At 70.1% G+C, this 26,113-nt stretch carries 20 protein-coding genes and 1 pseudogene; 13 read left to right on the forward strand and 8 right to left on the reverse strand.

The genetic code is table 11. The features are described 5' to 3' along the window. Positions 1–147: 147 nt before the first annotated feature. The 4 genes from ACIPPS_RS25340 to ACIPPS_RS25355 all read right to left on the reverse strand — a co-directional run bounded on the left by ACIPPS_RS25340 (position 148) and on the right by ACIPPS_RS25355 (position 5,145). Complete coding sequence (locus ACIPPS_RS25340) at positions 148–1,752, reverse strand: FAD-dependent oxidoreductase (protein WP_401436221.1); 1,605 nt, start codon at positions 1,750–1,752, stop codon at positions 148–150. Between the two features lie 6 nt (positions 1,753–1,758). Continuing rightward, entirely contained in the window at positions 1,759–3,285 is a 1,527-nt protein-coding gene (gene glpK, locus ACIPPS_RS25345; RefSeq protein ID WP_401436224.1) for a glycerol kinase GlpK, read from the reverse strand. Between the two features lie 35 nt (positions 3,286–3,320). Continuing rightward, positions 3,321–4,106 carry an MIP/aquaporin family protein gene (locus ACIPPS_RS25350; protein WP_401436226.1) on the reverse strand — a complete coding sequence of 262 codons (786 nt, stop codon included), beginning with the start codon at positions 4,104–4,106 and terminating at the stop codon, positions 3,321–3,323. Between the two features lie 274 nt (positions 4,107–4,380). Continuing rightward, positions 4,381–5,145, reverse strand: a complete 765-nt coding sequence (locus ACIPPS_RS25355) for an IclR family transcriptional regulator (RefSeq protein ID WP_401436840.1) — start codon at positions 5,143–5,145, stop codon at positions 4,381–4,383. Between the two features lie 300 nt (positions 5,146–5,445). Between ACIPPS_RS25355 and metH the strand changes: the two genes are divergently transcribed. The 4 genes from metH to ACIPPS_RS25375 all read left to right on the forward strand — a co-directional run bounded on the left by metH (position 5,446) and on the right by ACIPPS_RS25375 (position 13,614). Next, positions 5,446–8,973 carry a methionine synthase gene (gene metH / locus ACIPPS_RS25360; protein WP_401436228.1) on the forward strand — a complete coding sequence of 1,176 codons (3,528 nt, stop codon included), beginning with the start codon at positions 5,446–5,448 and terminating at the stop codon, positions 8,971–8,973. A gap of 269 nt (positions 8,974–9,242) precedes the next feature. Beyond that, on the forward strand, positions 9,243–9,941 hold the full coding sequence (locus ACIPPS_RS25365; RefSeq protein WP_401436231.1) for an HAD family hydrolase: 699 nt from the start codon (positions 9,243–9,245) through the stop codon (positions 9,939–9,941). Positions 9,942–10,361: 420 nt separating this feature from the next. Next, a complete protein-coding gene (locus ACIPPS_RS25370; RefSeq protein ID WP_401436233.1) occupies positions 10,362–11,951 on the forward strand; it encodes an ABC transporter substrate-binding protein in 1,590 nt (529 codons plus the stop codon). An 82-nt stretch (positions 11,952–12,033) separates the two neighbouring features. Beyond that, a complete protein-coding gene (locus ACIPPS_RS25375) occupies positions 12,034–13,614 on the forward strand; it encodes an ABC transporter substrate-binding protein (protein ID WP_401436236.1) in 1,581 nt (526 codons plus the stop codon). A 130-nt stretch (positions 13,615–13,744) separates the two neighbouring features. On the opposite strand, the gene ACIPPS_RS25380 is transcribed toward ACIPPS_RS25375, so the two are convergent. Together ACIPPS_RS25380 and ACIPPS_RS25385 are read right to left on the reverse strand one after the other, a co-directional pair. Next, complete coding sequence (locus tag ACIPPS_RS25380) at positions 13,745–14,416, reverse strand: response regulator transcription factor (protein WP_137990365.1); 672 nt, start codon at positions 14,414–14,416, stop codon at positions 13,745–13,747. Between the two features lie 286 nt (positions 14,417–14,702). Further along, positions 14,703–15,557 (reverse strand): annotated as a pseudogene (locus ACIPPS_RS25385) (RecB family exonuclease); the annotation flags it as partial. 124 nt (positions 15,558–15,681) lie between these two features. Here ACIPPS_RS25385 and ACIPPS_RS25390 point away from each other — a divergent pair. From ACIPPS_RS25390 to ACIPPS_RS25400, 3 genes are all read left to right on the forward strand, one after another. Beyond that, entirely contained in the window at positions 15,682–16,932 is a 1,251-nt protein-coding gene (locus tag ACIPPS_RS25390) for a site-2 protease family protein (RefSeq protein ID WP_401436240.1), read from the forward strand. Positions 16,933–16,950: 18 nt separating this feature from the next. Beyond that, entirely contained in the window at positions 16,951–17,838 is an 888-nt protein-coding gene (locus tag ACIPPS_RS25395) for a tRNA (adenine-N1)-methyltransferase (protein WP_019884997.1), read from the forward strand. Between the two features lie 204 nt (positions 17,839–18,042). After that, positions 18,043–18,618 carry a hypothetical protein gene (locus ACIPPS_RS25400; protein ID WP_401436243.1) on the forward strand — a complete coding sequence of 192 codons (576 nt, stop codon included), beginning with the start codon at positions 18,043–18,045 and terminating at the stop codon, positions 18,616–18,618. Positions 18,619–18,622: 4 nt separating this feature from the next. Here ACIPPS_RS25400 and ACIPPS_RS25405 read toward each other — a convergent pair whose 3' ends face one another. Beyond that, the gene (locus ACIPPS_RS25405; protein ID WP_401436246.1) at positions 18,623–18,934 is read right to left on the reverse strand and encodes a ferredoxin; all 312 of its coding nucleotides are present in this window, start codon (positions 18,932–18,934) and stop codon (positions 18,623–18,625) included. Positions 18,935–19,189: 255 nt separating this feature from the next. Here ACIPPS_RS25405 and arc point away from each other — a divergent pair, with 255 nt between their 5' ends. The 6 genes from arc (at position 19,190) to prcA (ending at position 24,919) form a co-directional block, all read left to right on the forward strand. Continuing rightward, positions 19,190–20,956, forward strand: a complete 1,767-nt coding sequence (arc, locus tag ACIPPS_RS25410; protein ID WP_401436249.1) for a proteasome ATPase — start codon at positions 19,190–19,192, stop codon at positions 20,954–20,956. 168 nt (positions 20,957–21,124) lie between these two features. Beyond that, on the forward strand, positions 21,125–22,636 hold the full coding sequence (gene dop, locus ACIPPS_RS25415; RefSeq protein ID WP_401436251.1) for a depupylase/deamidase Dop: 1,512 nt from the start codon (positions 21,125–21,127) through the stop codon (positions 22,634–22,636). 147 nt (positions 22,637–22,783) lie between these two features. After that, positions 22,784–22,996: a ubiquitin-like protein Pup gene (locus ACIPPS_RS25420; protein WP_187282613.1), complete on the forward strand. Its 213-nt coding sequence runs from the start codon at positions 22,784–22,786 to the stop codon at positions 22,994–22,996. A gap of 138 nt (positions 22,997–23,134) precedes the next feature. Then, positions 23,135–23,254, forward strand: a complete 120-nt coding sequence (locus ACIPPS_RS25425) for an endonuclease domain-containing protein (protein WP_401436254.1) — start codon at positions 23,135–23,137, stop codon at positions 23,252–23,254. Between the two features lie 18 nt (positions 23,255–23,272). After that, positions 23,273–24,112: a proteasome subunit beta gene (gene prcB, locus ACIPPS_RS25430; RefSeq protein WP_401436257.1), complete on the forward strand. Its 840-nt coding sequence runs from the start codon at positions 23,273–23,275 to the stop codon at positions 24,110–24,112. A 45-nt stretch (positions 24,113–24,157) separates the two neighbouring features. Further along, positions 24,158–24,919, forward strand: a complete 762-nt coding sequence (gene prcA, locus ACIPPS_RS25435; protein WP_401436260.1) for a proteasome subunit alpha — start codon at positions 24,158–24,160, stop codon at positions 24,917–24,919. Between the two features lie 60 nt (positions 24,920–24,979). On the opposite strand, the gene ACIPPS_RS25440 is transcribed toward prcA, so the two are convergent. Next, entirely contained in the window at positions 24,980–26,008 is a 1,029-nt protein-coding gene (locus ACIPPS_RS25440; protein ID WP_401436263.1) for a LacI family DNA-binding transcriptional regulator, read from the reverse strand. Positions 26,009–26,113: the final 105 nt, after the last annotated feature.

Genomic DNA, 26,113 nt, shown 5'->3' on the forward strand with positions numbered 1-26,113 from the left:
GGCTTTCCAGGGGCCCGTCCGCAGCCCTCGTGCACCACCGAGCGCCATTCGCGGCCTTGATCGACTACCCAGGAACGCCCCTCGGCACACGGACGCGTAAGGGGCGGCCTCCCGGGAGGCCGCCCCTTACATCCGTATCTCAGTCCGTCACTTGCGCAGCATGGACTCGACCTTGCCGCGGATCTCGTCCGTCGCCAGGCCCCGGATGGTCAGGGTCGTACGGCGGCGCAGCACGTCGTCCGCCGTCTCGGCCCACTCGTGGTCCCGGGCGTAGGCGACCTGCGCCCAGATCTCCGGCGCGTCGGGGTGGACGCGCTCGGCCAGCTCCGGGTTCTCGTTCGCCATCCGCGCGATGTCGAAGGAGAGCGAACCGTAGTGCGTCGCCAGGTGCTTGGCGGTGTCGGCGGCCATCCGCGGGCCGGGGGCCGGTCCGTCGACGAGCAGCCGGTGCACGACCGCGTCCGGGTTGGCGATGCCGGGCAGCGGGAGCCGCTTCGGCAGCGTCGAGACGGATTCGTAGTCCTCGCCCAGCGGGTGGCCCGGCAGGGACTCCAGCTTCTTCATGACCGTACGGCCGATGTGGCGGAAGGTCGTCCACTTGCCGCCGGCCACCGACAGCATGCCGCCGCGGCCCTCGGTGACGACCGTCTCGCGCTTGGCCTTGGAGGTGTCGCCGGGGCCGCCCGGCAGCACCCGCAGACCCGCGAAGGAGTACGTGATCAGATCGCGCGACAGCTGCTGGTCGCGGATGGAGAACGCGGCCTCGTCGAGGATCTGGGCGGTGTCCTTCTCGGTCACCCCGACCTCGCCCGGGTCGCCCTCGTACTCCTCGTCGGTGGTGCCGAGCAGCAGCATGTCCTCCCAGGGGAGGGCGAAGGTGATGCGGTACTTGTCGATCGGGGTCGCCAGCGCTGCCTTCCACGGCGAGGTCCGCTTCAGGACCAGGTGCGCGCCCTTGGAGAGCCGGATGGAGGGCGCCGCGTTCGGGTCCTCCATCTTCCGCAGGTGGTCGACCCAGGGGCCGGTCGCGTTCAGCACCAGACGGGCGGTGACGCCGAACTCCTCGCCGCTCGTCCGGTCCTTCAGCTCCGCGCCGGTGACCCGGCCGCGGGTGAAGCGCAGCCCGGTGACCTCGGCGTGGTTGAGGACGACGGCGCCGGCGGCGACCGCGGCGCGGACCGTCATCAGCGCCATGCGGGCGTCGTTCATCTGGTCGTCGCCGTAGACGGCGACGGCCTTCAGGTTGTCCGTCCGCAGCTCCGGCACGTCCTGCGCGGCCTTGGCCGGGCTGAGCAGGTGTCCGACGCCGTCACCGAAGGCGGACAGCGCGCTGTACGCGAAGACACCGGCGCCCAGCTTGGCCGCGCCGTGCGGGCCGCCCTTGTAGACGGGCAGGTAGAAGGTGAGCGGGTTGGCGAGGTGCGGGGCCACCTGGCGGGAGACCGCACGGCGCTCGAAGTGGTTCTCCGCCACCAGCTTGACCGCTCCGGTCTGGAGGTAGCGCAAGCCCCCGTGGAGCAGCTTGGAGGAAGCGGAGGAGGTGGCGCCGGCGAAGTCGCCGGCGTCCACCAGGGCCACCCGCAGGCCCGACTGCGCGGCGTGCCAGGCCGTGGATATGCCCAGGATGCCACCGCCGATCACCAGGAGGTCGTACGTCGCCTTGGAAAGCTGCTCCCGAGTCTCGGCGCGGCTCGGCAGGGAACCGGCAGCCGGGCGCGTCCCCAGGGCAGGGACGCTCTGCAGGGTGGTCATGTCGATCTACTCCTCGTCCTCGATCCAGCCCATGGTCCGCTCGACGGCCTTGAGCCAGCTCTTGTACTCGCGCTCACGCTTGTCGGCGTCCATGCGAGGGGTCCATTCCGCCGCGCGGCGCCAGTTGGCGCGCAGGGCGTCGGTGTCGGGCCAGAAGCCGACGGCCAGGCCGGCGGCGTAGGCGGCACCGAGGCAGGTGGTCTCGGCGACCATCGGGCGCACGACCGGCGCGTCGAGGAAGTCCGAGAGGGTCTGCATCAGCAGGTTGTTGGAGGTCATGCCGCCGTCGACCTTGAGCGCGGTCAGCTCGACGCCGGAGTCCTTCGTCATGGCGTCGGTGATCTCGCGGGTCTGCCAGGCGGTGGCCTCCAGGACGGCGCGCGCGATGTGCGCCTTGGTGACGTACCGGGTGAGGCCGGCGATCACACCGCGGGCGTCGGAGCGCCAGTACGGGGCGAACAGGCCGGAGAAGGCGGGCACGAAGTAGGTGCCGCCGTTGTCCTCGACCGAGGACGCGAGGGTCTCGATCTCGGCGGCGGACTTGATCAGGCCCATCTGGTCGCGCATCCACTGCACCAGCGAACCGGTGACGGCGATCGAGCCCTCCAGCGCGTAGACCGGCTTCTGGTCGCCGATCTGGTAGCCGACCGTGGTCAGCAGGCCGCTGTAGGAGTTGATGATCTTGTCGCTGGTGTTCATCAGCATGAAGGTGCCGGTGCCGTACGTCGACTTCGCCTCGCCCTCGGCGAAACACGTCTGGCCGAACAGGGCGGCCTGCTGGTCGCCCAGCGCGGAGGCGACCGGGACGCCGCTCAGGGCGCCGTCCTTGACCGTGCCGTACACCTCGGCGGAGGAGCGGATCTCCGGCAGCATGGCGGCAGGGATGTTCATCGACTGCACGATGCGGTCGTCCCACGCCATGTCGTGCAGGTTCATCAGCATGGTGCGCGAGGCGTTGGTGACGTCGGTGACGTGCCGGCCGCCCTCGACGCCGCCGGTGAGGTTCCAGATGAGCCAGGAGTCCATCGTGCCGAAGAGGATCTCGCCGCGCTCGGCGCGCTCGCGCAGGCCCTCGACGTTGTCGAGCAGCCAGCGGACCTTCGGGCCGGAGAAGTACGAGGCGAGGGGGAGGCCGGTCTCGCGGCGGAAGCGGTCCTGGCCGACGTTGCGGCCCAGCTCCCTGCACAGCGCGTCGGTACGGGTGTCCTGCCAGACGAGCGCGTTGTGGACGGGCTCACCGGTGTTCCGGTCCCAGAGCAGCGTGGTCTCGCGCTGGTTGGTGATGCCGACGGCCTTGACGTCCGCGGCGGTGATGCCGGCCTTCGAGATCGCCCCGGCGACCACTTCCTGGACGTTGGTCCAGATCTCGGCGGCGTCGTGCTCGACCCAGCCGGGCTTCGGGAAGATCTGCTCGTGCTCCTTCTGGTCGACGGAGACGATCCGGCCGTCCTTGTCGAAGACGATGCAGCGGCTGGAGGTGGTGCCCTGGTCGATGGCGGCGATGAACGGGCCGGCGGTGTGTGCGTCGGTCACGGTGTGCTCCTGGGGAAGTCTGGAAGAAGGACGGCTCAGGCGAACGCGATGGTGTAGATACCCGCGGCGAGGGCGCCACCGATCAGTGGACCGACGACCGGGATCCAGGCGTAGCTCCAGTCGGAGCCGCCCTTGTTCGGCAGCGGCAGCAGGGCGTGCACGATACGCGGACCGAGGTCTCGGGCCGGGTTGATGGCGTAGCCGGTCGGGCCGCCGAGCGAGAGGCCGACGGAGACCACGACGAAGGCCGTGATCAGGGCGCCGATGACGCCCAGGCCCTTGCCGCTGTCGTTGAGGCCCTGCGTCAGCACCGCGAGGACCAGCACGACCGTGCCGATGATCTCGGTGACCAGGTTCTGCCAGACGACACGGACCTCGGGGCCGGTGGAGAAGACCCCGAGCACCGGGCCGGCCTTCGGTGCGGACTTCTGGTCGACCATGCCCTCCTCGCGCGGCTCGGAGATGATCTCCGGATCCGTCAGATGCGCCTGGAACTGGCCGTAGTAGGCCAGCCAGACCAGTGCGGCACCGATCATCGCGCCGAGCATCTGGCCCGCGAAGTACACGGGGACGTTGCTCCAGTCCCCGTCCTTGATCGCTATGCCGACCGTGACGGCGGGGTTCAGATGGGCGCCCGAGAGGGAAGCCGTCATGTAGACGGCGGTCATGACCGCGAAGCCCCACCCGAAGGTGATCGCGAGCCAGCCCGCGTTGCGGGCCTTGGAGGCCTTGAGCGTGACGGCGGCGCAGACGCCGCCGCCCAGCAGGATGAGTACGGCGGTACCGATGGTCTCGCCGATGAAGATGTCGGAGCTGGACACCCGCGACTCCTTTGTCCTTCGTCCAGGGGAAGGCGAACCCCGGGTCCCTCCGGTGGTCCGCGCCCTCCGATGAGGGCGTTGCCGGCCCTTGGCACTGCCACACTCTAGCGCGTATTGCCGGTAGGTGTTCGGCAATGCCGACCGATGCACGGAAGTTTTGCCCTCGGGTTAACAGCGCGTCAAGGGTTGCGGGAACGAAAAAACCGCCGATAACGGGATCGTTACCGACGGGTTGATCAGGCACTTCGGCGCGGGCGCGGCCCCGCGCCGTGGCTCAGAAGCGCCGGGCGCCCAGGTCGCGGGAGACCGCGCGGGCGCAGTCCCGTACCGCCGCGACCAGCTCGGGGCGCAGCTCGCCGTCCGCGCAGACCCGCTCCACCGCTCCGGTGATGGCGATCGCGCCCACCGGCATCCGGCGCCGGTCGTGGATCGGCGCGGCCACCGAGGCCACGCCCTCCCAGGTCTCCTCCACGTCCGCCGCCCAGCCCTTGGCGCGGGTCAGGTCGAGGAGCGACTCGAACTCCGTCAGGTCGGTGACCGTACGCGGCGTGAACCCCTCGCGCGGCACCTCCAGGACCTCGCTGTGTGCCACCGGGTCGTACGCCGACAGCACCTTGCCCAGGGCCGTGGAGTGCAGCGGCTGCATGGCCCCCACCTCCAGGACCTGCCGGCTGTCGTCCGGTCGGAAGACGTGGTGCACGATCAGCACGCCCTGCTGGTGCAGGACGCCCAGATGGACGCTCTCGCCGCTGGAGCGCGCCAGGTCGTCCGTCCAGACCAGCGCCCGCGCGCGCAGCTCGTGCACGTCCAGGTAGCTGTTGCCCAGGCGCAGCAGCTCGGCCCCCAGCTGGTAGCGGCCCGAGGCCGCCTCCTGCTCCACGAAGCCCTCCGCCTGCAAGGTCCGCAGGATGCCGTGGGCCGTGCCCTTGGCCAGGCCCAGGGACGAGGCGATGTCGGAGAGGCCGAGCCGGCGCTCGCCGCCCGCGAGCAGTCGCAGCATCGCCGCCGCTCGTTCAAGCGACTGGATGTTCTTCGCCATCGCCCGGCCCTTCTCCCTCTCCATGGCGTCCACGCCCCCGGGTCTGCCCCTGGATCCTGGAACAGAATCGCGTGGATCATGCTGTTCGGCAATGCTGAACACTATCGGTCGATGCCGACCGTGTGTTACCTCCACAGTGTCGGTCATGGACGGGCCCCACCGGGAGCCCCCGGAGAGAAGGATGCCGTCCGCCCAGTGGAACGCGATGTCCACCCCGGGCACCACGCGGTTACGCTGGCCCCGTGCACCCTCCACCGAGCGTGCAAAGCCGACAGCCGTCGCATCCCAGGGAGCTCATCCATGGCCTCGTCGCCGACCCCTTCCGTTGACAGCCGGACCCGCGCCGCAGCACTCCGCGAGGCACTCGCGACCCGGGTGGTGGTGGCCGACGGAGCCATGGGCACCATGCTCCAGGCCCAGGACCCCACCCTCGAGGACTTCCAGGACCTCGAAGGCTGCAACGAGATCCTGAACGTGACGCGCCCCGACATCGTCCGCTCGGTGCACCAGGAGTACTTCGCCGCCGGCGTCGACTGCGTCGAGACCAACACCTTCGGCGCGAACCACGCGGCCCTGGCGGAGTACGACATCCCCGAGCGGGTGTACGAGCTCTCCGAATCCGGCGCCCGGATCGCCCGCGAGGTCGCCGACGAGTTCACCGCCTCCACCGGACAGCAGCGCTGGGTGCTCGGCTCCATGGGCCCCGGCACCAAGCTGCCGACCCTGGGCCACGCCCCGTACACCCTGCTGCGCGACGCCTACCAGCAGAACGCCGAGGGCATGATCGCCGGCGGCGCCGACGCGCTGCTCGTGGAGACCACCCAGGACCTGCTCCAGACCAAGGCCTCCGTCATCGGCGCCCGCCGCGCCCTCGACTCCCTCGGCGCCGACCTGCCGCTCATCGTCTCCGTCACCGTCGAGACCACCGGCACCATGCTCCTCGGCTCCGAGATCGGCGCCGCGCTGACCGCGCTCGAGCCGCTCGGCATCGACATGATCGGCCTGAACTGCGCCACCGGCCCCGCGGAGATGAGCGAGCACCTGCGCTACCTCGCCCGCCACTCCCGTATCCCGCTCTCCTGCATGCCCAACGCCGGCCTGCCCGTCCTCGGCAAGAACGGCGCGCACTACCCGCTCTCCGCCACCGAGCTCGCCGACGCCCAGGAGACCTTCGTCCGTGAGTACGGACTCTCCCTGATCGGCGGCTGCTGCGGTACGACCCCGGAGCACCTGCGCCAGGTCGTCGAGCGGGTCCGCGGCCTCACGCCGACCGTCCGCGACCCGCGCCCCGAGCCCGGCGCCGCCTCGCTCTACCAGACGGTCCCGTTCCGCCAGGACACCTCGTACATGGCGATCGGCGAGCGCACCAACGCCAACGGCTCCAAGAAGTTCCGCGAGGCGATGCTGGAGGCCCGCTGGGACGACTGCGTCGAGATGGCGCGCGACCAGATCCGCGAGGGCGCGCACATGCTCGACCTCTGCGTCGACTACGTCGGCCGGGACGGCGTCGCCGACATGGAGGAGCTGGCCGGCCGCTTCGCCACCGCCTCCACCCTGCCGATCGTCCTCGACTCCACCGAGGTCGAGGTCATCCGGGCGGGCCTGGAGAAGCTCGGCGGCCGCGCCGTCATCAACTCGGTCAACTACGAGGACGGCGACGGACCCGAGTCGCGCTTCGCCAAGGTCACCCGACTGGCCCAGGAGCACGGTGCCGCGCTCATCGCGCTCACCATCGACGAGGAGGGCCAGGCCCGTACCGTCGAGCACAAGGTCGCCATCGCCGAGCGGCTCATCGACGACCTGACCGGCAACTGGGGCATCCACGAGTCGGACATCCTGATCGACACGCTCACCTTCACCATCTGCACCGGGCAGGAGGAGTCCCGCAAGGACGGCATCGCCACCATCGAGGCCATCCGCGAACTCAAGCGGCGCCACCCGGACGTCCAGACGACGCTGGGCCTGTCCAACATCTCCTTCGGCCTCAACCCGGCCGCGCGGATCCTGCTGAACTCGGTCTTCCTCGACGAGTGCGTGAAGGCGGGCCTGGACTCGGCGATCGTGCACGCCTCCAAGATCCTGCCGATCGCCCGCTTCGACGAGGAGCAGGTCACCACCGCCCTCGACCTGATCTACGACCGGCGACGCCCCCAGCAGGGGGACGAACCGGCCTACGACCCGCTGCAGAAGCTGATGGAGCTCTTCGAGGGCGCCACCACCAAGTCCATGAAGGCCGGCAAGACCGAGGAACTCCTCGCCCTGCCGCTGGAGGAGCGCCTCAAGCGCCGGATCATCGACGGCGAGAAGAACGGCCTGGAGGCCGACCTCGACGAGGCGCTCCAGGAGCGCCCCGCCCTCGACATCGTCAACGACACCCTCCTGGAGGGCATGAAGGTCGTCGGCGAGCTGTTCGGCTCCGGCCAGATGCAGCTGCCGTTCGTGCTCCAGTCCGCCGAGGTCATGAAGACGGCCGTCGCCCACCTCGAACCGCACATGGAGAAGTCGGACGCCGAGGGCAAGGGCACCATCGTGCTCGCCACCGTCCGGGGCGACGTCCACGACATCGGCAAGAACCTCGTCGACATCATCCTGTCCAACAACGGCTACAACGTCGTCAACCTCGGCATCAAGCAGCCGGTCTCCGCGATCCTGGACGCCGCCGAGGAACACCGCGCCGACGTCATCGGCATGTCCGGTCTGCTGGTCAAGTCCACGGTGATCATGAAGGAGAACCTGGAGGAGCTCAACCAGCGCGAGCTGGCCGCCAGGTACCCCGTGATCCTCGGCGGCGCCGCCCTCACCCGCGCCTACGTCGAGCAGGACCTGCACGAGATCTACCAGGGCGAGGTGCGCTACGCCCGGGACGCCTTCGAGGGCCTGCGGCTGATGGACGCGCTCATCGCGGTCAAGCGCGGTGTCCCCGGCGCCAGCCTGCCCGAGCTCAAGCAGCGCCGGGTCGCCAAGCGCGACACCCCGGCCCTCCAGGTGGAGGAGCCGGAGCCGGGCGGCCGCTCCGACGTCGCCGTCGACAACCCGGTCCCCACCCCGCCGTTCTGGGGCACCCGCGTCGTCAAGGGCATCCCGCTGAAGGACTACGCGTCCTGGCTGGACGAGGGCGCCCTGTTCAAGGGGCAGTGGGGGCTCAAGCAGGCCCGCGCGGGCGGCCCGACGTACGAGGAGCTGGTCGAGACCGAGGGCAGGCCCCGGCTGCGTGGCCTGCTGGACAAGCTGCACACCGAGAACCTGCTGGAAGCCGCCGTGGTCTACGGCTACTTCCCGTGCGTGTCCAAGGGCGACGACCTGATCATCCTCGACGAGGCCGGCAACGAGCGGACCCGCTTCTCCTTCCCGCGCCAGCGCCGCGGCCGCCGTCTCTGCCTGGCGGACTTCTTCCGCCCCGAGGAGTCCGGCGAGACCGATGTCGTCGGCCTCCAGGTGGTCACCGTCGGCTCCCGGATCGGCGAGGCCACGGCCAAGCTGTTCGAGTCCGACTCCTACCGCGAGTACCTGGAGCTCCACGGTCTGTCCGTGCAGCTCGCCGAGGCCCTGGCCGAGTACTGGCACGCCCGGGTCCGCGCCGAGCTGGGCTTCGCGGGCGAGGACCCGTCCGACGTCGAGGACATGTTCGCGCTGAAGTACCGGGGCGCGCGCTTCTCGCTCGGCTACGGCGCCTGCCCCGACCTGGAGGACCGGGCGAAGATCGCGGACATGCTCCAGCCGGAGCGGATCGGCGTCCACCTGTCGGAGGAGTTCCAGCTCCACCCCGAGCAGTCCACGGACGCCATCGTGATCCACCACCCGGAGGCGAAGTACTTCAACGCGCGGTGACGCCGGAGCGTTGCGCTGCGCCACGCGGTGACAGGCGTTGCGCTGCGCCACGCGGTGACAGGCGCTGCGCTGCGCCACGCGGGGACACCGGAGGCGCGACGCGGGGGCATCGGAGGCGCGACGCCCGCGCGGCGCCCCCGTCCGGCGAGTAAATCAGGGCACCTCGCGTGCTCGCGACGTACACTGGTCGGTCCAGTGCAGGCCGGTCGCCCTACCCCCGTGCCGGGGAGGGAGACCGGCCTTCTCGTCCCTCCATGGAGGTGTGCCGGATGACCAGTACGGTCCCCGCGTCCTTGTTCCGCACCAACGGAAGCTCCGCCCTGCAGGCGGTCTTCCTCGACATGGACGGCACCCTCGTCGACACCGAGGGGTTCTGGTGGGACGCGGAGGTCGAGGTCTTCGCCGACCTCGGACACCGGCTGGACGAATCCTGGCGCGACATCGTCGTCGGCGGCCCGATGACCCGCAGCGCGGGCTATCTCATCGAGGCGACCGGCGCCGACGTCACCCTCGCCGAGCTCACCGTGCTGCTCAACGAGAAGTTCGAGCAGCGCATCGCCCGGGGCGTGCCCCTGATGCCGGGCGCCGAACGGCTCCTCACCGAGCTGGCCCTGCACAACATCCCGACCGCCCTGGTCTCCGCCTCGCACCGCCGCATCATCGACCGGGTCCTCGCCTCCCTGGGCCGCGACCGCTTCACGCTCACCGTGGCCGGCGACGAGGTGGAGCGCACCAAGCCGCACCCCGAGCCGTATCTGACGGCGGCGAGCGGGGTCGGCGCCGAACCGGCGCTGTGCGCGGTCATCGAGGACACGGCGACGGGCGTGGCGGCCGCCGAGGCGGCCGGCTGCCGGGTGGTCGCCGTGCCCTCCGTGGCGCCCATCGCCCCCTCCCCGGGGCGGGTCGTCGTCCGCTCCCTGGAGGACGTGGACGTGCCCTTCCTGCGCACGCTCATCACCGGACCGTGACCATGGGGACGGCCGCCCGCGGAACGGGCGCGCGCGTGACCTTCGTCACCCAGCGTGCCGGGCCGCGGTCGGCCGTCCCGTGCCCGATGTCCGGATAGCCGGGATTGAGGCTCGACGTCTGTCCCGATTCGCGCCTTCCCTGCGGAATCATTCCCACGCATGACTATCGACGTCCCCGTATTCATGATCACTATCCGCATCCGTGGCGGACCCTCGGCGGTCCGCCGCCGAGGCGTCTCGCACTAATCTTTCGCGAGTACTTCGTCGCGCCTTCCGCGTGCACCGGCGCCGTATCCAAGTCGCCGCGACACAGGACCGATCGCTCACCATCCCGGCCCGATCGCCCGCCCCGACCGGGCGGCAGCGGCGGAGTGTCCGTACCCCGCTGTATCCCAGTGCCGGATGAGGAGAAAGTCCCTGATGCACCGCAAGACCTTGGCCCTGCCGGCCGTCGCCGGTCTGCTCGCCCCCCTGCTCACCGCGTGCGGCGGTGCGGACGAGTCCAGAGCCATCGTCGTCGGCACCACGGACCAGTTCGTCGCCACCAGCGACGCCCCCGCCCCGCTCGACCCGGCCTTCGCCTACGACACCGGCACCTGGAACATCCTCCGCCAGACCGTGCAGACCCTGATGCACGTGCCGCGCGGCGGTGGCGAGCCCGTCCCCGAGGCCGCCCAGAGCTGTTCCTTCAGCGACCGCGCCAGCGAGAGCTACCGCTGCACGCTCCGTGACGGACTCACCTTCGCCGACGGCACGCCGCTGACCGCCGCCGACGTCAAGTTCTCCGTCGAGCGCGTTCTCGCCATCAAGTCCGACAACGGGACCGCCGCCCTCCTGGCCAACATCGACACCGTCGAGACCCACGGCCCGCGAGAGATCGTCTTCCACCTCAAGACGCCCGACGCGACCTTCCCGTACAAGCTCTCCACCCCGGTCGCCGGCATCCTCAGCAAGGACAAGTACGACGGCAGGAAGCTGCGCGAGGGCTTCGACGTCGACGGCTCCGGCCCGTACACGATGAAGACCGAGCGCGACGGCGACCGCTTCATCAAGGCCGTCTTCACCAAGAACCCCTCCTACAAGGGCGACATCACGCTGCGCAACGACAAGGTCGAGCTGCGCTCCTTCGCCGACGCGGGCTCCATGGGCACCGCCCTGGAGAGCCGCGAGATCGACATGATGACCCGCGCCATGTCGCTCGAACAGGTCAAGACGCTCACCGAGAAGCCCAAGGACGGCATCGACCTCACCGAGGTCCCCGGCCTGGAGATCCGCTACCTCGCCTTCGACACCGAGGCCCCGTCCGTCAAGGACAAGGCCGTCCGGCAGGCCATCGCCTCCGTCGTCGACCGGGGCGCGATCGTCAACGCCGTCTACGGCAACACCGCCCAGCCGCTCTACTCGCTGATCCCCTCCAGCGTCACCGGCCACTCCACCGCCTTCTTCGACGCCTACGGAGAGCCCAGCAAGAGCCGGGCCGCCGGCATCCTGCGCAAGGCCGACATCACCGAGCCGGTCGCGCTCACCCTGCACTACACCACCGACCACTACGGCTCCGGCACGAAGCAGGAGTTCGAGGCGCTGCGCGACCAGCTGAACGCCACCGGACTCTTCGACGTCACCGTCGAGGGCAGCGAGTGGTCCACCTTCCGGCCCGCGCAGAAGCGCGGCGACTTCCCCGTCTACGGCCTCGGCTGGTTCCCCGACTTCCCCGACCCGGACAACTACGTCGCCCCCTTCCTCGACGCGGACAACTTCCTCAACACCCCCTACGCCAACGCCTCCGTACGGGACCAGCTGATCCCGCGCTCGCGCCGCTCGGCCGACCGCACGGCCGCCGGCCCCGTCTTCGGGCAGATCCAGAAGATCGTCGCCCAGGACGTCCCGGTCCTGCCGCTCTGGCAGGGCAAGCAGTACGTCGCCTCCCGCGACGACGTCACCGGCGTCGAATGGGCCCTGAACACCTCCTCCGACCTGCTCCTCTGGGAGCTGGCGCGCAGGAACGCCTGACCTGACCCCTCACCCCGTTCCGGCTCCACCGGTCGCGCACCCGCGCGCGACCGGTCTGGCAAGAGATCAAGAGGCACGTTCTGTGAAGCACAACAAGTGGCTGACGGCACCCCTCGCCGCGGGCCTGTCCGCCGCCCTGCTCAGCGGCTGCGGCACCCAGCAGGGTGGCGGCGCGAGCTCCGGGGACAACGTCCGCGTCGGCATGTCCGACGAGGTCCTGGCCACCGACCCGGCCGCCGGCTACGACCCCGGCTCCTGGCTGCTGTTCAACAACGTCTTCCAGTCCCTGCTCAGCTTCCCCAAGGGCAACACCGAGCCCGAGCCGGAAGCCGCCGAGAAGTGCGACTTCGAAGGCGGCAGCAAGGTCTACCGGTGCACCCTGCGCGAGGGCCTGAAGTTCTCCAACGGGAACCCGCTGACCTCCAAGGACGTCAAGTTCTCCTTCGACCGCGCGCTGAAGATCGACGACCCGTCCGGCCCGGCGCCGCTGCTCTCCTCCATCGCGTCCATCGAGACCCCCGACGACCGGACCGTCGTCTTCCGGCTGAAGACCCCCGACGCGACCTTCCCCAGCAAGATCGCCTCCGGCGCCGGCTCGATCGTCGACCACCGCGAGTACGCCGAGGACGGGCTGCGCACCGACGGCAAGGCGGTCGGCTCCGGCCCGTACAAGCTGGAGTCCATCAGCGACAGCGAGGCCGTCTTCTCGGTCAACGCCGACTACAACGGCGCTGCCAAGCCGCAGAACGGCGGTGTCACCCTCAAGCTCTACGGCGGTGACCGCGCCGCCCTCTCCAGGGCGCTGGCCGACAACGACATCGACATCGCCTACCGAGGCCTCGCTGCCGACGACATCGCCGCCCTCGAAACCTCCGGCGACACCGACGACAAGGGCGTCGAGGTCGTCCAGGGCACCAGCGCCGAGGTCCAGCACCTCGTCTTCAACGTCAAGGACCCCGTCGTCGGCAAGCTCGGTGTCCGGCAGGCCATCGCCCACCTCGTGGACCGCGACGCGCTCGTCCAGCATGTCTACAAGTCGACCGCCACGCCGCTGTACTCGATCGTCCCGGCGGGCGTCGCGGGCCACAACACCGCCTTCATCGACACCTACGGCGACCGCCCCGACGCCGCCAAGGCCAAGAAGGCGCTGCGCAAGGCCGGCATCACCGACAAGGTGAAGCTCACCCTCTGGTCCACGCCGAGCCGTTACGGCCCCGCCACCGACCAGGAGCTCAAGGCGATAGCCGAACAGCTCAACACCAGCGGCCTGTTCGACGCCGACGTGAAGTCGGTCGAGTTCGAGCAGTACGAGAAGGACATCGCGGACGGCAAGTACGGCGTGTACGTGAAGGGCTGGGTGCCGGACTACCCGGACGCCGACAACTTCACCGCCCCGTTCTTCGGCGAGGGCAACGTCCTCGACAACAACTACGCCAACGCCACCATCACCGGCAGCCTGCTGCCGAGGACCTCGGCCGCCGCCGACCGCTCCAGCACGGAGGCGGACTTCGGCAAGCTCCAGGACCTGGTCGCCGAGGAGCTGCCGCTGCTGCCGCTCTGGCAGGGCAAGCAGTACGCCGTCGCCCGCGACGACGTCAGCGGCCTGGACTGGACGCTCGACGCGTCGACCGTCTTCCGCTTCTGGGAGCTGAAGAAGGGCTGACCGCCCTCGGCGCCGGGGCAGGCCGCCCCGATGCCACGCGAAGGGGCCCGGCACGCGTCCTGCGTGCCGGGCCCCTCGTTGTGGTCCTCCGTACGAACCCGCTACCGCGCCCCGGGGCGCCACGGATCCGCTACTGCGCTCCGGGGCGCACCAGCCCGCTCTCGTACGCGTACACCGCCGCCTGGACGCGGTCCCGCAGCCCCAGCTTGGTCAGCACGTGGCCCACATGGGTCTTCACCGTCGTCTCGCTGACGAACAGATCCGCCGCGATCTCCGCGTTCGACAGACCGCGCGCCACCAGCTTCAGCACCTCGACCTCACGCTCGGTCAGGGTGTTCAGCGTGTCCGGCACCTGCTCGTCGCCGGACGGCAGATGCGCCGAGTACTTGTCCAGCAGGCGACGCGTGATCGAGGGCGCCAGCATCGCCTCGCCGGCCGCCACCACCCGGATCGCCTGCACCAGCTCGTTGGCCGGCGCGTCCTTCAGCAGGAAGCCGCTGGCCCCCGCCCGCAGCGCCTCCACCACGTACTCGTCCAGGTCGAACGTCGTCAGCACCAGCACCTTCGCCGGACCGTCCCGGCCGGGACCCGTGATCTGGCGCGTCGCCTCGACCCCGTCCATGCGCGGCATCCGGATGTCCATCAGCACCACGTCGGGCTGCAACGCCCGCACCTGGTCCAGGGCCTGGAGGCCGTCCCCGGCCTCACCGACGACCGCGATGTCCTGCTCCGCCTCCAGAATCATCCGGAAACCGGTGCGCAGCAGCGGCTGGTCGTCGACCAGTAGGACGCGGATAGCCACGAGAACTCCTTCACGGCGCGGGCTGGACCGGCCCCATTCTGCCCTGCCCCGAATCGTCCCCCTCCGGCGGGCGCGCGGCGACGATCTCCGCCCCGATCTCGGCCTGGAACTCGGCCCGCACGGCGGCCCGGGACTCGGCCTGAGCGGCGGCCTGGGACTCGGCCCGGGACTCGGCCTGGGCAGGCGCCGGGGAGCCGGCCCGGGACTCGACCTGGGCGGACGCCGGGGAATCAGCCCCGGACCCGGCCTGGGCAGGCACCGGGGAACCGGCCCGGGCATCAACCTGGCCCTCGGCCGGTGTCGCGGTACGGATCTCCAGCGGATACGCCGGGGGAGTGCCCCCGAACTCCGGACAGACCGCCTGGTGGTCGCACCAGCCGCAGAGCTTCGTCGGCCGGGGCCGCCACTCACCCGTCTCCGTCGCCAGCCGGATGGCCTCCCACAGCGCCAGCAGCTTCCGCTCCACCCGCAGCAGATCCGCCTCCACCGGGTCGTACGTCAGCACGTCACCGCTGCCCAGATACACCAGCTGCAGCCGCCGCGGCACCACCCGCTTCAGCCGCCACACCACCAGCGCGTAGAACTTCATCTGGAACAGCGCGCCCTCGCTGTACTCCGGGCGGGGCGCCTTGCCCGTCTTGTAGTCGACGATCCGGACCTCGCCCGTCGGCGCCACGTCGACCCGGTCGATCACCCCGCGCAGCCGCAGCCCCGAATCCAGCTCCGTCTCCACGAACAGCTCACGCTCCGCCGGCTCGAGCCGCGTCGGGTCCTCCAGCGTGAACCAGCGCTCCACCAGCCGCTCGGCCTCGACCAGCCAGCCCGCCAGCCGCTCCCCCTCCGCGTCCTCCGCGAACAGCTCGCCCAGCTCCGGCCGCGACTCCAGGAGCCGGTCCCACTGCCCCGGGACCAGAGCCTTCGCCCGCGGCGCCGTCCGCTCGGCGGCCGGGTGGTCGAAGAGCCGCTCCAGGACCGCGTGCACCAGCGTGCCGCGGGTCGCCGCCGCGCTCGGCTTCTCCGGCAGCCTGTCGATGACCCGGAACCGGTACAGCAGGGGACACTGCATGAAGTCGCTCGCCCGCGAGGGCGACAACGACATGGGCGCCCTGGGCCCCACGACCGGCTGCTCGCTCGTACTCATGACTCAGACCCTACGACCCACCACTGACAGCACGCCGAATACCATCGACGGCGGACCCCGTCACGCTGCATGATCGAAGAGTGACGCACGACGAGGGTCGAGCGGAAGGCGACGAGAGGAACCCGTGAACCAGGACGACGAGCGCGGCGAGAACCAGCGACCGCGGTCCGGCGACGCGGAACCGCCGGCCCCCGCCGACTCCCGCCCCAGGCGCGGCGAGGAACCCGGCGGAGGAATCCTCATGGGCCGCCCCTTCGGCGTGCCCGTCTACGTGGCCCCCAGCTGGTTCCTCGTCGCCGCCCTCATCACCTGGGTCTTCGGCGACCAGATCGAGCGCGTCCTGCCCGAGCTCGGCGCCGCCCGCTACCTGGTCTCCCTCTTCTTCGCGATCGCCTTCTACGCCTCCGTGCTCGTCCACGAGCTGGCCCACACGATCGCCGCGCTCCGCTTCAAGCTCCCGGTGCGCCGCATCCAGCTCCAGTTCTTCGGCGGCGTCTCCGAGATCGAGAAGGAGACCGAGACCCCAGGCCGCGAGTTCGTCCTCGCCTTCGTCGGCCCCCTGCTCTCCCTCGTGCTCGCCGGGGTCTTCTACCTGACGCTGTACGCCGTCGAACCCGGCACCGTCCCCGGCGTCCTCCTCGCCGGCCTGATGATCTCCAACCTCATCGTCGCGATCTTCAACCTGCTGCCCGGCCTGCCCCTGGACGGCGGCCGCATGCTGCGCGCCGTGGTGTGGAAGATCACCGGCAAGCCCATGGTCGGCACCGTCGCCGCCGCCTGGGTCGGCCGCGCCCTCGCCGTCGCCGTCCTCATCGGCCTCCCGCTCCTCACCCGCACCGGCGCCCTCGGCAACTCCACCGACGAGATCAGCGGCATGGACACCGTCACCGACGCCCTGCTCGCCGCGATCCTCGCCGCCATCATCTGGACCGGCGCCGGCAACAGCCTGCGGATGGCCCGGCTCCGCGAGCACCTCCCCGACCTCCGCGCCCGCGCCCTCACCCGGCGCGCCGTCCCCGTCGAGCCCGCCACCCCGCTCTCCGAGGCCCTCCGCCGCGCCAACGAGGCCGGAGCCCGCGCCCTCGTGGTCGTCGACGGCCTGGGCACCCCCACCGGCCTCGTCCGCGAGAGCGCCATCGCCGGCGTCCCCCAGCACCGCCGCCCCTGGGTCGCCGTCTCCACGCTCTCCCAGGACCTCACCGACGGCATGCGGGTACCCGCCGAACTCACCGGTCAGCCCCTCCTGGACCACCTGCGCGCCAGCCCCGCGACCGAGTACCTCGTCGTCGAGGAGACCGGCGAGATCTACGGAGTCCTCTCCACCGCCGACGTGGAGCGTGCCTTCGTCAAGGCCATGGCAAGACCGTCCGCATAACCCCGGTACTCTGGTCACATGTCCGAACCGACCGGTGCCGCCCGCCGTCGCGGGCCCTTCAAGGTCGGGGACCAGGTCCAGCTCACCGACCCCAAGGGACGCCACTACACGTTCACGCTCGAGGCCGGGAAGAACTTCCACACCCACAAGGGTTCCTTCCCCCACGACGAGCTGATCGGTGCTCCCGAGGGCAGTGTTGTCCGTACCACGGGAAACGTCGCCTACCTCGCGCTGCGCCCCCTGCTCCCCGACTACGTCCTGTCCATGCCCCGCGGCGCCGCCGTGGTCTACCCCAAGGACGCGGGGCAGATCCTGGCCTTCGCCGACATCTTCCCCGGCGCCCGCGTCGTGGAGGCCGGCGTCGGATCGGGCTCTCTCAGCAGCTTCCTGCTACGCGCCATCGGAGACAGCGGCATGCTGCACTCCTACGAGCGCCGCGAGGACTTCGCCGAGATCGCCAAGGGCAACGTCGAGCGCTACTTCGGTGGCCCGCACCCCGCGTGGCAGCTGACCGTCGGCGACCTCCAGGACAACCTGTCCGACACCGACGTGGACCGCGTCATCCTGGACATGCTCGCCCCCTGGGAGTGCCTGGAAGCCGTCTCCAAGGCCCTCGTCCCCGGCGGCATCCTCTGCTGCTACGTGGCGACCACCACCCAGCTCGCGCGCACCGTGGAGTCCATCCGCGAGTTCGGCTGCTACGCCGAACCGCAGCCCTGGGAGTCCATGATCCGGAACTGGCACGTGGAGGGCCTCGCCGTCCGCCCCGACCACCGGATGATCGGGCACACCGGCTTCCTCGTCACCGCCCGGCGACTCGCCGACGGCGTCGAGCCCCCCATGCGCCGCCGCCGGCCCGCCAAGGGCGCCTACGGCGAGGACTACGAAGGCCCCAACAAGGGCTGAGGGAAGACCTTCCACCGGGGCTGACGCCCCCACAACGAACGCGTGCCGCCGTCGAGTTCCCGCCCCAGGGCGAGGAACTCGACGGCGGCACCTTCACGTTCGGCATCTTTGCGCACGGCCCGCACCCCGACTGTTCCACCCGCCTGTGACGTATGGCACGATGCCCGCAACTCCTTCCGCGCCACCTCACAGGAGACATCCCGCGTGCAGCACCCCGCCGTCCCGGACCTCGCGCACACCCACGCCCGGCCGGTGCACTGGCTGGCCACCGCGACCGCCATGGCCGCCCTCGTAGCCGCCGCGGGCCTGCTGGAGCCCGGCCCGGCCACCGCCACGACCGCCGCCGCCTCGGGCGGCGCTCCCGCGGCGGTCCGTCCCGCGCCGGACGCCGCGACGGCCACCTACCCCCTGGAGTGCGGGGGACGCCCGGCGAAGGTCGCCCAGCGCGCGAGCGGGGACCTCGACGGGGACGGGAACCCCGAGACCGTCGCAGTCGTACACTGCGAAGCCGGCTCGGGCACGCCCCCGCACGCCGTCTACGTCCTGACCCATGCCAAGGACGGCCCGGACGCGCGCGTGGTCGCCACCCTCGTCGAGTCCAGCCGGCAGAAGAACGTCACCGACCTCGCCGTACGCGACGGCGCGGTCACCGCCACCCTGCTCGGCTACTCGTCACCCGAGGTACCCAGTTGCTGCCCGGACGAGCGCGAGGACGTCAGCTGGCGCTGGGAGGGCGGCAGCTTCGTCCGCTCCGCCCACGCCGACGCCCGGGGTGTGTGATCGCTCACTCCGCGTCAGGGCCGTAGACCTCGACCCTGTCCGAAACGCGGCGCACGTGGATGCAGTCGCCCGGGCACTCCTTCGCGGAGTCCACGACGTCCTGGAGCAGCGGCAGCGGCACCGGGGTCGTCGCCCCCGTGTCCTGCAGCAGCTGGTCGTCGGCGCTCTTCACATAGGCGAGGCCGTCGATGTCCAGCTCGAAGACCTCCGGAGCGTACTGCGCGCAGATCCCGTCCCCGGTGCAGAGATCCTGGTCGATCCAGACCTCCAGCGCGTCGCCGGCGCCCTGCGTCGGGGCCTCGTGCTGCACGGTCATGTCTCCTGCCGTTCCTGAGCGTCGAAAAGAGCTCGTTCTTCTAAGTCCGGCCAAGCCTGACGGGTGTTGACCACTGACGACGATACAACCGCCCGCTTTCCGATGTTGATGGGTGGGTATTCACCTGGCGTGAGGGGAAGCGCAAGGGTGAAGATCGGACACGCCTCGACAGTCTTTGTGATCTAGGGGTTTCAATCACCACCCACGCAGGTAGGGTCAGGAAGCGTCCAGCTCCCCTTGGAGGAGGTGAGGACCGTGGCAGCCCACGACGACGACATCAACCGCGGCATCCGGCCGGGGCGGGGGTCTGAAGACCCCGCCGGCCAGGTTGCCTATCTCGAGCAGGAAATCGCCGTCCTGCGCCGCAAGCTCGCCGACTCTCCGCGTCATACGAGGATTCTCGAAGAGCGGATCGTCGAGCTGCAGACCAACCTGGCCGGCGTGTCCGCGCAGAACGAGCGGCTCGCGAACACACTCCGTGAGGCCCGCGACCAGATCGTGGCCCTCAAGGAAGAGGTGGACCGGCTCGCACAGCCGCCGGCCGGCTTCGGTGTCTTCCTGCACGCCAACGAGGACGGCACGTGCGACATCTTCACCGGGGGCCGCAAGCTCCGGGTGAACGTCAGCCCCAGCGTCGAGCTCGACGAGCTCCGGCGCGGCCAGGAAGTCATGCTCAACGAAGCGCTCAACGTGGTCGAGGCCATGGAGTTCGAGCGCGCCGGGGACATCGTCACCCTCAAGGAGATCCTTGAGGACGGCGAGCGCGCCCTGGTGGTCGGGCACACCGACGAGGAACGGGTGGTGAGGCTCGCCGAGCCGCTGCTGGACATCACCATCCGCCCCGGCGACGCCCTGCTGCTCGAACCCCGCTCCGGCTACGTCTACGAGGTGGTGCCGAAGAGCGAGGTCGAGGAGCTCGTCCTCGAAGAGGTCCCCGACGTCGACTACGACAAGATCGGTGGCCTCGGCGGACAGATCGAGATGATCCGGGACGCGGTGGAGCTTCCGTACCTCTACCCGGATCTCTTCAAGGAGCACGAGCTCCGGCCCCCGAAGGGCATCCTGCTCTACGGCCCGCCCGGCTGTGGCAAGACGCTGATCGCGAAGGCCGTCGCCAACTCCCTTGCCAAGAAGGTCGCCGAGGTGACCGGGCAGCCCGCGGGGAAGTCCTACTTCCTGAACATCAAGGGCCCCGAGCTCCTCAACAAGTACGTCGGTGAGACCGAGCGGCACATCCGCCTCGTCTTCCAGCGTGCCCGGGAGAAGGCGAGCGAGGGCACCCCCGTCATCGTCTTCTTCGACGAGATGGAATCCCTCTTCCGCACCCGTGGATCCGGAGTCAGCTCGGACGTCGAGAACACGATCGTCCCGCAGCTGCTCGCCGAGATCGACGGTGTGGAGGGCCTGGAGAACGTCATCGTCATCGGCGCCTCCAACCGCGAGGACATGATCGACCCCGCGATCCTGCGGCCCGGCCGGCTCGACGTCAAGATCAAGATCGAGCGCCCGGACGCGGAGGCCGCGAAGGACATCTTCGCGAAGTACCTCACGGCCACCCTGCCGCTGCACTCCGACGACCTCTCCGAGCACCACGGGTCCAAGGAAGCCGCCACCCACGGAATGATCCAGTCCGTGGTGGAGCAGATGTACGCGGAATCCGAGGAGAACCGCTTCCTCGAGGTCACGTACGCCAACGGCGACAAGGAAGTCCTGTACTTCAAGGACTTCAATTCCGGCGCGATGATCCAGAACATCGTCGACCGGGCCAAGAAGATGGCCATCAAGGCCTTCCTCGACCAGAACCAGAAGGGCATCCGCGTCTCCCACCTCCTCCAGGCCTGCGTGGACGAGTTCAAGGAGAACGAGGACCTGCCCAACACCACCAACCCCGACGACTGGGCCCGGATCTCCGGAAAGAAGGGCGAGCGGATCGTGTTCATCCGCACGCTCGTCACCGGAAAGCAGGGCGCGGACACCGGACGCTCCATCGACACGGTGGCCAACACCGGTCAGTACCTCTAGATCGCACACCGGCTGCGGAGGTCCGGACCATCGGACCTCCGCAGCCGGACGCTTTTCCCCGCAGGAATGACGTAATCGATCTCCCCACCGGCGCGGAGTCGCTCTAGGCTCGTCGGTACTTGTAGCGCCGCACCCGATCGGGGAGCGCCGCCGGGCAAGGAGGGCCGCATGACCGTACGGCGAGTAATGGGCATCGAGACGGAGTACGGGATCTCCGTTCCGGGCCATCCGAACGCCAATGCCATGCTCACCTCGTCCCAGATCGTCAACGCCTACGCGGCGGCGATGCACCGGGCGCGTCGCGCCCGCTGGGACTTCGAGGAGGAGAACCCGCTGCGGGACGCCCGCGGCTTCGACCTCGCCCGCGAGGCCGCCGACTCCAGTCAGCTCACGGACGAGGACATCGGCCTGGCCAACGTGATCCTCACCAACGGTGCCCGGCTCTACGTGGACCACGCGCACCCCGAGTACAGCTCCCCGGAGGTCACCAACCCCCGGGACGCCGTCCTCTGGGACAAGGCCGGCGAACGGATCATGGCGGAGGCCGCGGAGCGGGCGGCGCAGCTGCCCGGCGCCCAGCCCATCCATCTGTACAAGAACAACACGGACAACAAGGGCGCCTCCTACGGCACCCACGAGAACTACCTGATGAAGCGGGAGACGCCCTTCTCGGACATCGTCCGTCACCTCACCCCGTTCTTCGTCTCCCGCCAGGTCGTCACCGGCGCGGGGCGGGTCGGCATCGGCCAGGACGGCCGCGAGCACGGCTTCCAGATCAGCCAGCGCGCCGACTACTTCGAGGTCGAGGTCGGTCTGGAGACGACCTTGAAGCGGCCCATCATCAACACCCGCGACGAACCGCACTCGGACGCCGAGAAGTACCGCAGGCTCCACGTGATCATCGGGGACGCGAATCTCTCGGAGATCTCCACGTACCTCAAGCTGGGCACGACCGCCCTGGTCCTGTCGATGATCGAGGACTCGTTCATCAACGTGGACCTCGCCGTCGAGCAGCCGGTCCGTACGCTGCACCAGGTCTCCCACGACCCCGGCCTCCAGCATCTGGTCACGCTCCGCAGCGGCCGCACGCTCACCGCGGTCCAGCTCCAGATGGAGTACTTCGAGCTGGCCAGGAAGTACGTGGAGGAACGCTACGGCGCGGACGCCGACGAGCAGACCAAGGACGTCCTGGTGCGCTGGGAGGACACCCTCAACCGGCTCGAGAACGATCCGATGAGCCTGGCCGGGGAGCTGGACTGGATCGCCAAGCGGGAGCTCATGGAGGGCTACCGCCGGCGCGACAACCTCGACTGGGACGCGGCCCGGCTGCACCTCGTCGACCTCCAGTACGCGGACGTACGCCCCGAGAAGGGCCTGTACAACCGGCTGGCGAGCCGGGGGCGCATGAAGCGGCTCCTGGACGAGTCCGAGGTCGAGAAGGCCGAGACGAAGCCTCCGGAGGACACCAGGGCCTATTTCCGCGGGCGCTGCCTGGAGCAGTACGCGGACGACGTGGCGGCAGCGTCCTGGGACTCGGTGATCTTCGACCTCCCGGGCCGCGACTCCCTCCAGCGGGTACCGACCCTGGAACCCCTGCGGGGTACCAGAAACCACGTGAAAGAGCTCCTGGACCGGTGCAGGACGGCGGAGGAACTGGTCCGCGTCCTTTCCGGCAGCTGAGCCGCGGCTGAAATGGCTGAGCACTGGGAATCATGGGATTAGTGCCCGGACGTTGTACCAAACTGCGGGGCCGAAGTCAGACCTGGCTTGTAGGGTCTGATCTTGAGAGACCCAACCGAGCGGGCCGATTCGAGCGGGGTGAGGGATATGGCGACCAAGGACACCGGCGGCGGACAGCAGAAGGCGACGCGTTCCACGGAGGAGGTCGAGGAGACGACCGCGGAGGCGAGCTCCGACCTCCAGGAGCGCCAGGAGAAGCTGAGCGACGACGTGGACTCCGTCCTGGACGAGATCGACGACGTGCTCGAAGAGAATGCCGAGGACTTCGTGCGGTCCTTCGTGCAAAAGGGCGGTCAGTAAGGTCCTCTGACCTTCGACTCGAAGACGGGGGCGGGTGGCGGAGCGTCACCGGACGGTGCGGACCACAGCGTCCGCACCGTCCCGTCACGGCACACGCACCGTGCGCCGGGGCGGCCGGCATCCGCCCCCGAAGCCGATGTGGATCACCGTCACGAGCCGGGTAGGGTCCGTGACGTACCGTGCTTCAACTGCAATGCGGCCAAGGCCAACGGAATGTCGGGAGACGACCCCCGGCAGTGTCCGCGTCGGGCCATCTGAATACTTGGAGGGACACGCGTGGAAGCCAACACTCGTAGCACCGGGCGTCTACCAGCTGCCTTCCTGACGCCCGGGTCGTCCTCGTTCATGGACTTCCTGTCCGCCCACTCGCCGGAGATGCTCCCGGGGAACCGGAAGCTGCCCGAGGGGATCGTCGAGGCGCCGCACGGCACCACGATCGTCGGCGTGACCTTCCCCGGGGGTGTCGTGCTCGCCGGTGACCGGCGGGCGACCATGGGGAACATGATCGCGCAGCGCGACATCGAGAAGGTGTTCCCGGCCGACGAGTACTCGGCCGTGGGTATCGCCGGCACCGCCGGTCTCGCCGTCGAGATGGTCAAGCTGTTCCAGCTGGAGCTGGAGCACTTCGAGAAGGTGGAGGGCGCGACCCTCTCCCTGGAGGGCAAGGCGAACCGCCTGTCCACCATGATCCGCGGCAACCTCGGCATGGCCATGCAGGGTCTGGCCGTCGTGCCGCTCTTCGCCGGCTGGGACGAGGGCAAGGAGAAAGGCCGGATCTTCTCCTACGACGTGACCGGCGGCCGCTCCGAGGAGCACGGCTTCGCCGCCACCGGCTCCGGTTCGGTCTTCGCCCGCGGTTCCATGAAGAAGCTCTACCGCCCCGACCTGACGGAGGAGCAGGCCACCACGCTGGTCGTGCAGGCGCTCTACGACGCCGCGGACGACGACTCGGCGACCGGCGGCCCCGACCTCTACCGCCGCATCTACCCCATCGTCACCGTCATCACCGACGAGGGCTTCCGCAGGCTCAGCGAGGACGAGTCCTCGGCGCTCGCCCGCTCGGTCACCGACCGGCGCCTGGAGCAGCCCGACGGACCGCGCGCGGCCCTGCTCTGATCCCTCGACGTCCGTAGAACCCCAGAAGAAAGGGACGGGTAGCCGGTGTCGACTCCGTTCTATGTCTCACCCCAGCAGGCCATGGCCGACCGGGCGGAGTACGCCCGCAAGGGCATCGCCCGCGGCCGCAGTCTGGTCGTCCTGCAGTACACCGACGGCATCGTGTTCGTCGGCGAGAACCCGTCCCGCGCGCTGCACAAGTTCAGCGAGATCTACGACCGGATCGGGTTCGCCGCGGCCGGCAAGTACAACGAGTACGAGAACCTCCGCATCGGTGGCGTGCGCTACGCCGACCTGCGGGGTTACACCTACGACCGGGACGACGTGACGGCCCGGGGCCTGGCGAACGTGTACGCGCAGACGCTCGGCACGATCTTCTCCAGCGCCGGTGAGAAGCCCTACGAGGTGGAGCTGGTCGTCGCCGAGGTGGGCGAGGAGCCCGCCGGTGACCAGATCTACCGGCTGCCGCACGACGGATCGATCGTGGACGAGCACGGTTCGGTCGCGGTCGGTGGCAACGCGGAGCAGATCAGCAGCTTCCTCGACCAGCGGCACCGCGACGGGATGTCGCTCGCCGAGGCGCTGAAGCTGGCCGTGCAGGCCCTCTCGCGGGACACCAACGGCAGCGAGCGGGAGATCCCCGCCGAGCGCCTGGAGGTGGCCGTCCTGGACCGCAGGCGCCCGCAGCAGCGCAAGTTCAAGCGGATCGTCGGACGCCAGCTGGTGCGTCTCCTGGACGCCGACAACGCGGCGATCGCGAAGACGGACGACCCGTCCGACGAGATCGTGGAGGACTCGGAGGAGTAGGCCTTCGAGAAGTCCTGACGAAACCCCGGTCCGCTGTGGCGGGCCGGGGTTTCGCCGTGCTCAGGCCGGTGCGGGGCCGGAGGAGCCGCGGGCCATGAGCGTCACCGGGAGGTCGCCGGGCTCGGGGCTCCGGCCCGCCAGGACGGCCAGCAGCGCGGCCATGCCGTGCTCGCCGATCCGCTCGGCGGGCAACCGGACGGTGGTCAGCTCCGGTTCCACGGCCGTGGCGAGGGCCAGGTCGTCGAAGCCGGTGACGGAGACGTCCTCGGGGACGCGCAGCCCGAGCCGGCGGACGGCCTTGCAGGCACCGGCGGCGAGGATGTCGTCGTCGCAGATCAGCGCCGTGGGGCGGGGGCCGGGGCCGGTGAGGGCGCTTTCGGCGGCGGCGCGGGCGCCGGCCACGTCGAGGGGGGCGCGGACGGTGCGTACCGTCGCCTCGCCCGCGGCGGCGCCCAGCGTGTCGGCGAGCGCGGCCGCGCGGACGTCGAAGGTCCAGGACGGCACCGCCGAGGCGAGGTGGACGAAGCGGCGGTGGCCCAGGTCCAGCAGGTGGGCGGCGACCTGGCGCATCCCGTCGGCGATGTCGAGGTTGACGTGGGCGGCCGCGGCGGTGTCGGAGGGGTCGCTGTCGAGCATGACCAGCGGCAGGTCGGTGCCGTGGAACGCCTTCAGGGCGTCGGCGGCCATGGACGAGGCGATGATGCCGTCCAGGGCGGCGCGGGCGGAGGCGAAGGGGTCCTTGGCGGGGCCGACGCCGTCGGGGGAGGGGTAGAGCACGACGCCGAAGCCGTGGCGGGCGGCGACGGTGGCGGCGCCGGTGTAGACGCGCGCGAAGAACTCGTTGGTGAGGGCCGGGACGACGAGCAGCGCGGTCCTCGTGCGGCCGAGGCGGAGGTTGCGGGCGGCGAGATTCGGCCGGTACCCCAGCTCGCGGGCGGCCTCCCGTACGGCGTCCGCGGTGCGCTCGGAGACCCTGCCCCGCCATTTGTCGCCGAGGACGAGGGAGACGGTCGCCTGGGACACCCCGGCGGCCCTGGCGACGTCCCGGCTGGTGGGCCGCGCCGTGCCGGGAGAGTCTGGGGTCTGCACTCGTGCCTCCGCGAGAGGTGGTCGCCGACAGCGGGCTGGACCCGCGGGATGCCGCCATGGTACGTATGACGCTTGACGTTATACGTAAAACCTCGGGGGTGGACA

Origin of the sequence: Streptomyces sp. NPDC090127, assembly GCF_044746945.1 — a bacterium.
Taxonomy (GTDB): domain Bacteria; phylum Actinomycetota; class Actinomycetes; order Streptomycetales; family Streptomycetaceae; genus Streptomyces.

Bases quoted from the DNA above. Each gene is read 5' to 3' on its own strand.
- ACIPPS_RS25355 (WP_401436840.1), bottom strand. From the start codon at position 5,145: ATGGCGAAGAACATCCAGTCGCTTGAACGAGCGGCGGCGATGCTGCGA.
- ACIPPS_RS25420 (WP_187282613.1), top strand. From the start codon at position 22,784: ATGGCGACCAAGGACACCGGCGGCGGACAGCAGAAGGCGACGCGTTCC.
- metH (WP_401436228.1), top strand. From the start codon at position 5,446: ATGGCCTCGTCGCCGACCCCTTCCGTTGACAGCCGGACCCGCGCCGCA.
- ACIPPS_RS25405 (WP_401436246.1), bottom strand. From the start codon at position 18,934: ATGACCGTGCAGCACGAGGCCCCGACGCAGGGCGCCGGCGACGCGCTG.
- dop (WP_401436251.1), top strand. From the start codon at position 21,125: ATGACCGTACGGCGAGTAATGGGCATCGAGACGGAGTACGGGATCTCC.
- ACIPPS_RS25395 (WP_019884997.1), top strand. From the start codon at position 16,951: ATGTCCGAACCGACCGGTGCCGCCCGCCGTCGCGGGCCCTTCAAGGTC.
- ACIPPS_RS25340 (WP_401436221.1), bottom strand. From the start codon at position 1,752: ATGACCACCCTGCAGAGCGTCCCTGCCCTGGGGACGCGCCCGGCTGCC.
- ACIPPS_RS25370 (WP_401436233.1), top strand. From the start codon at position 10,362: ATGCACCGCAAGACCTTGGCCCTGCCGGCCGTCGCCGGTCTGCTCGCC.
- ACIPPS_RS25365 (WP_401436231.1), top strand. From the start codon at position 9,243: ATGACCAGTACGGTCCCCGCGTCCTTGTTCCGCACCAACGGAAGCTCC.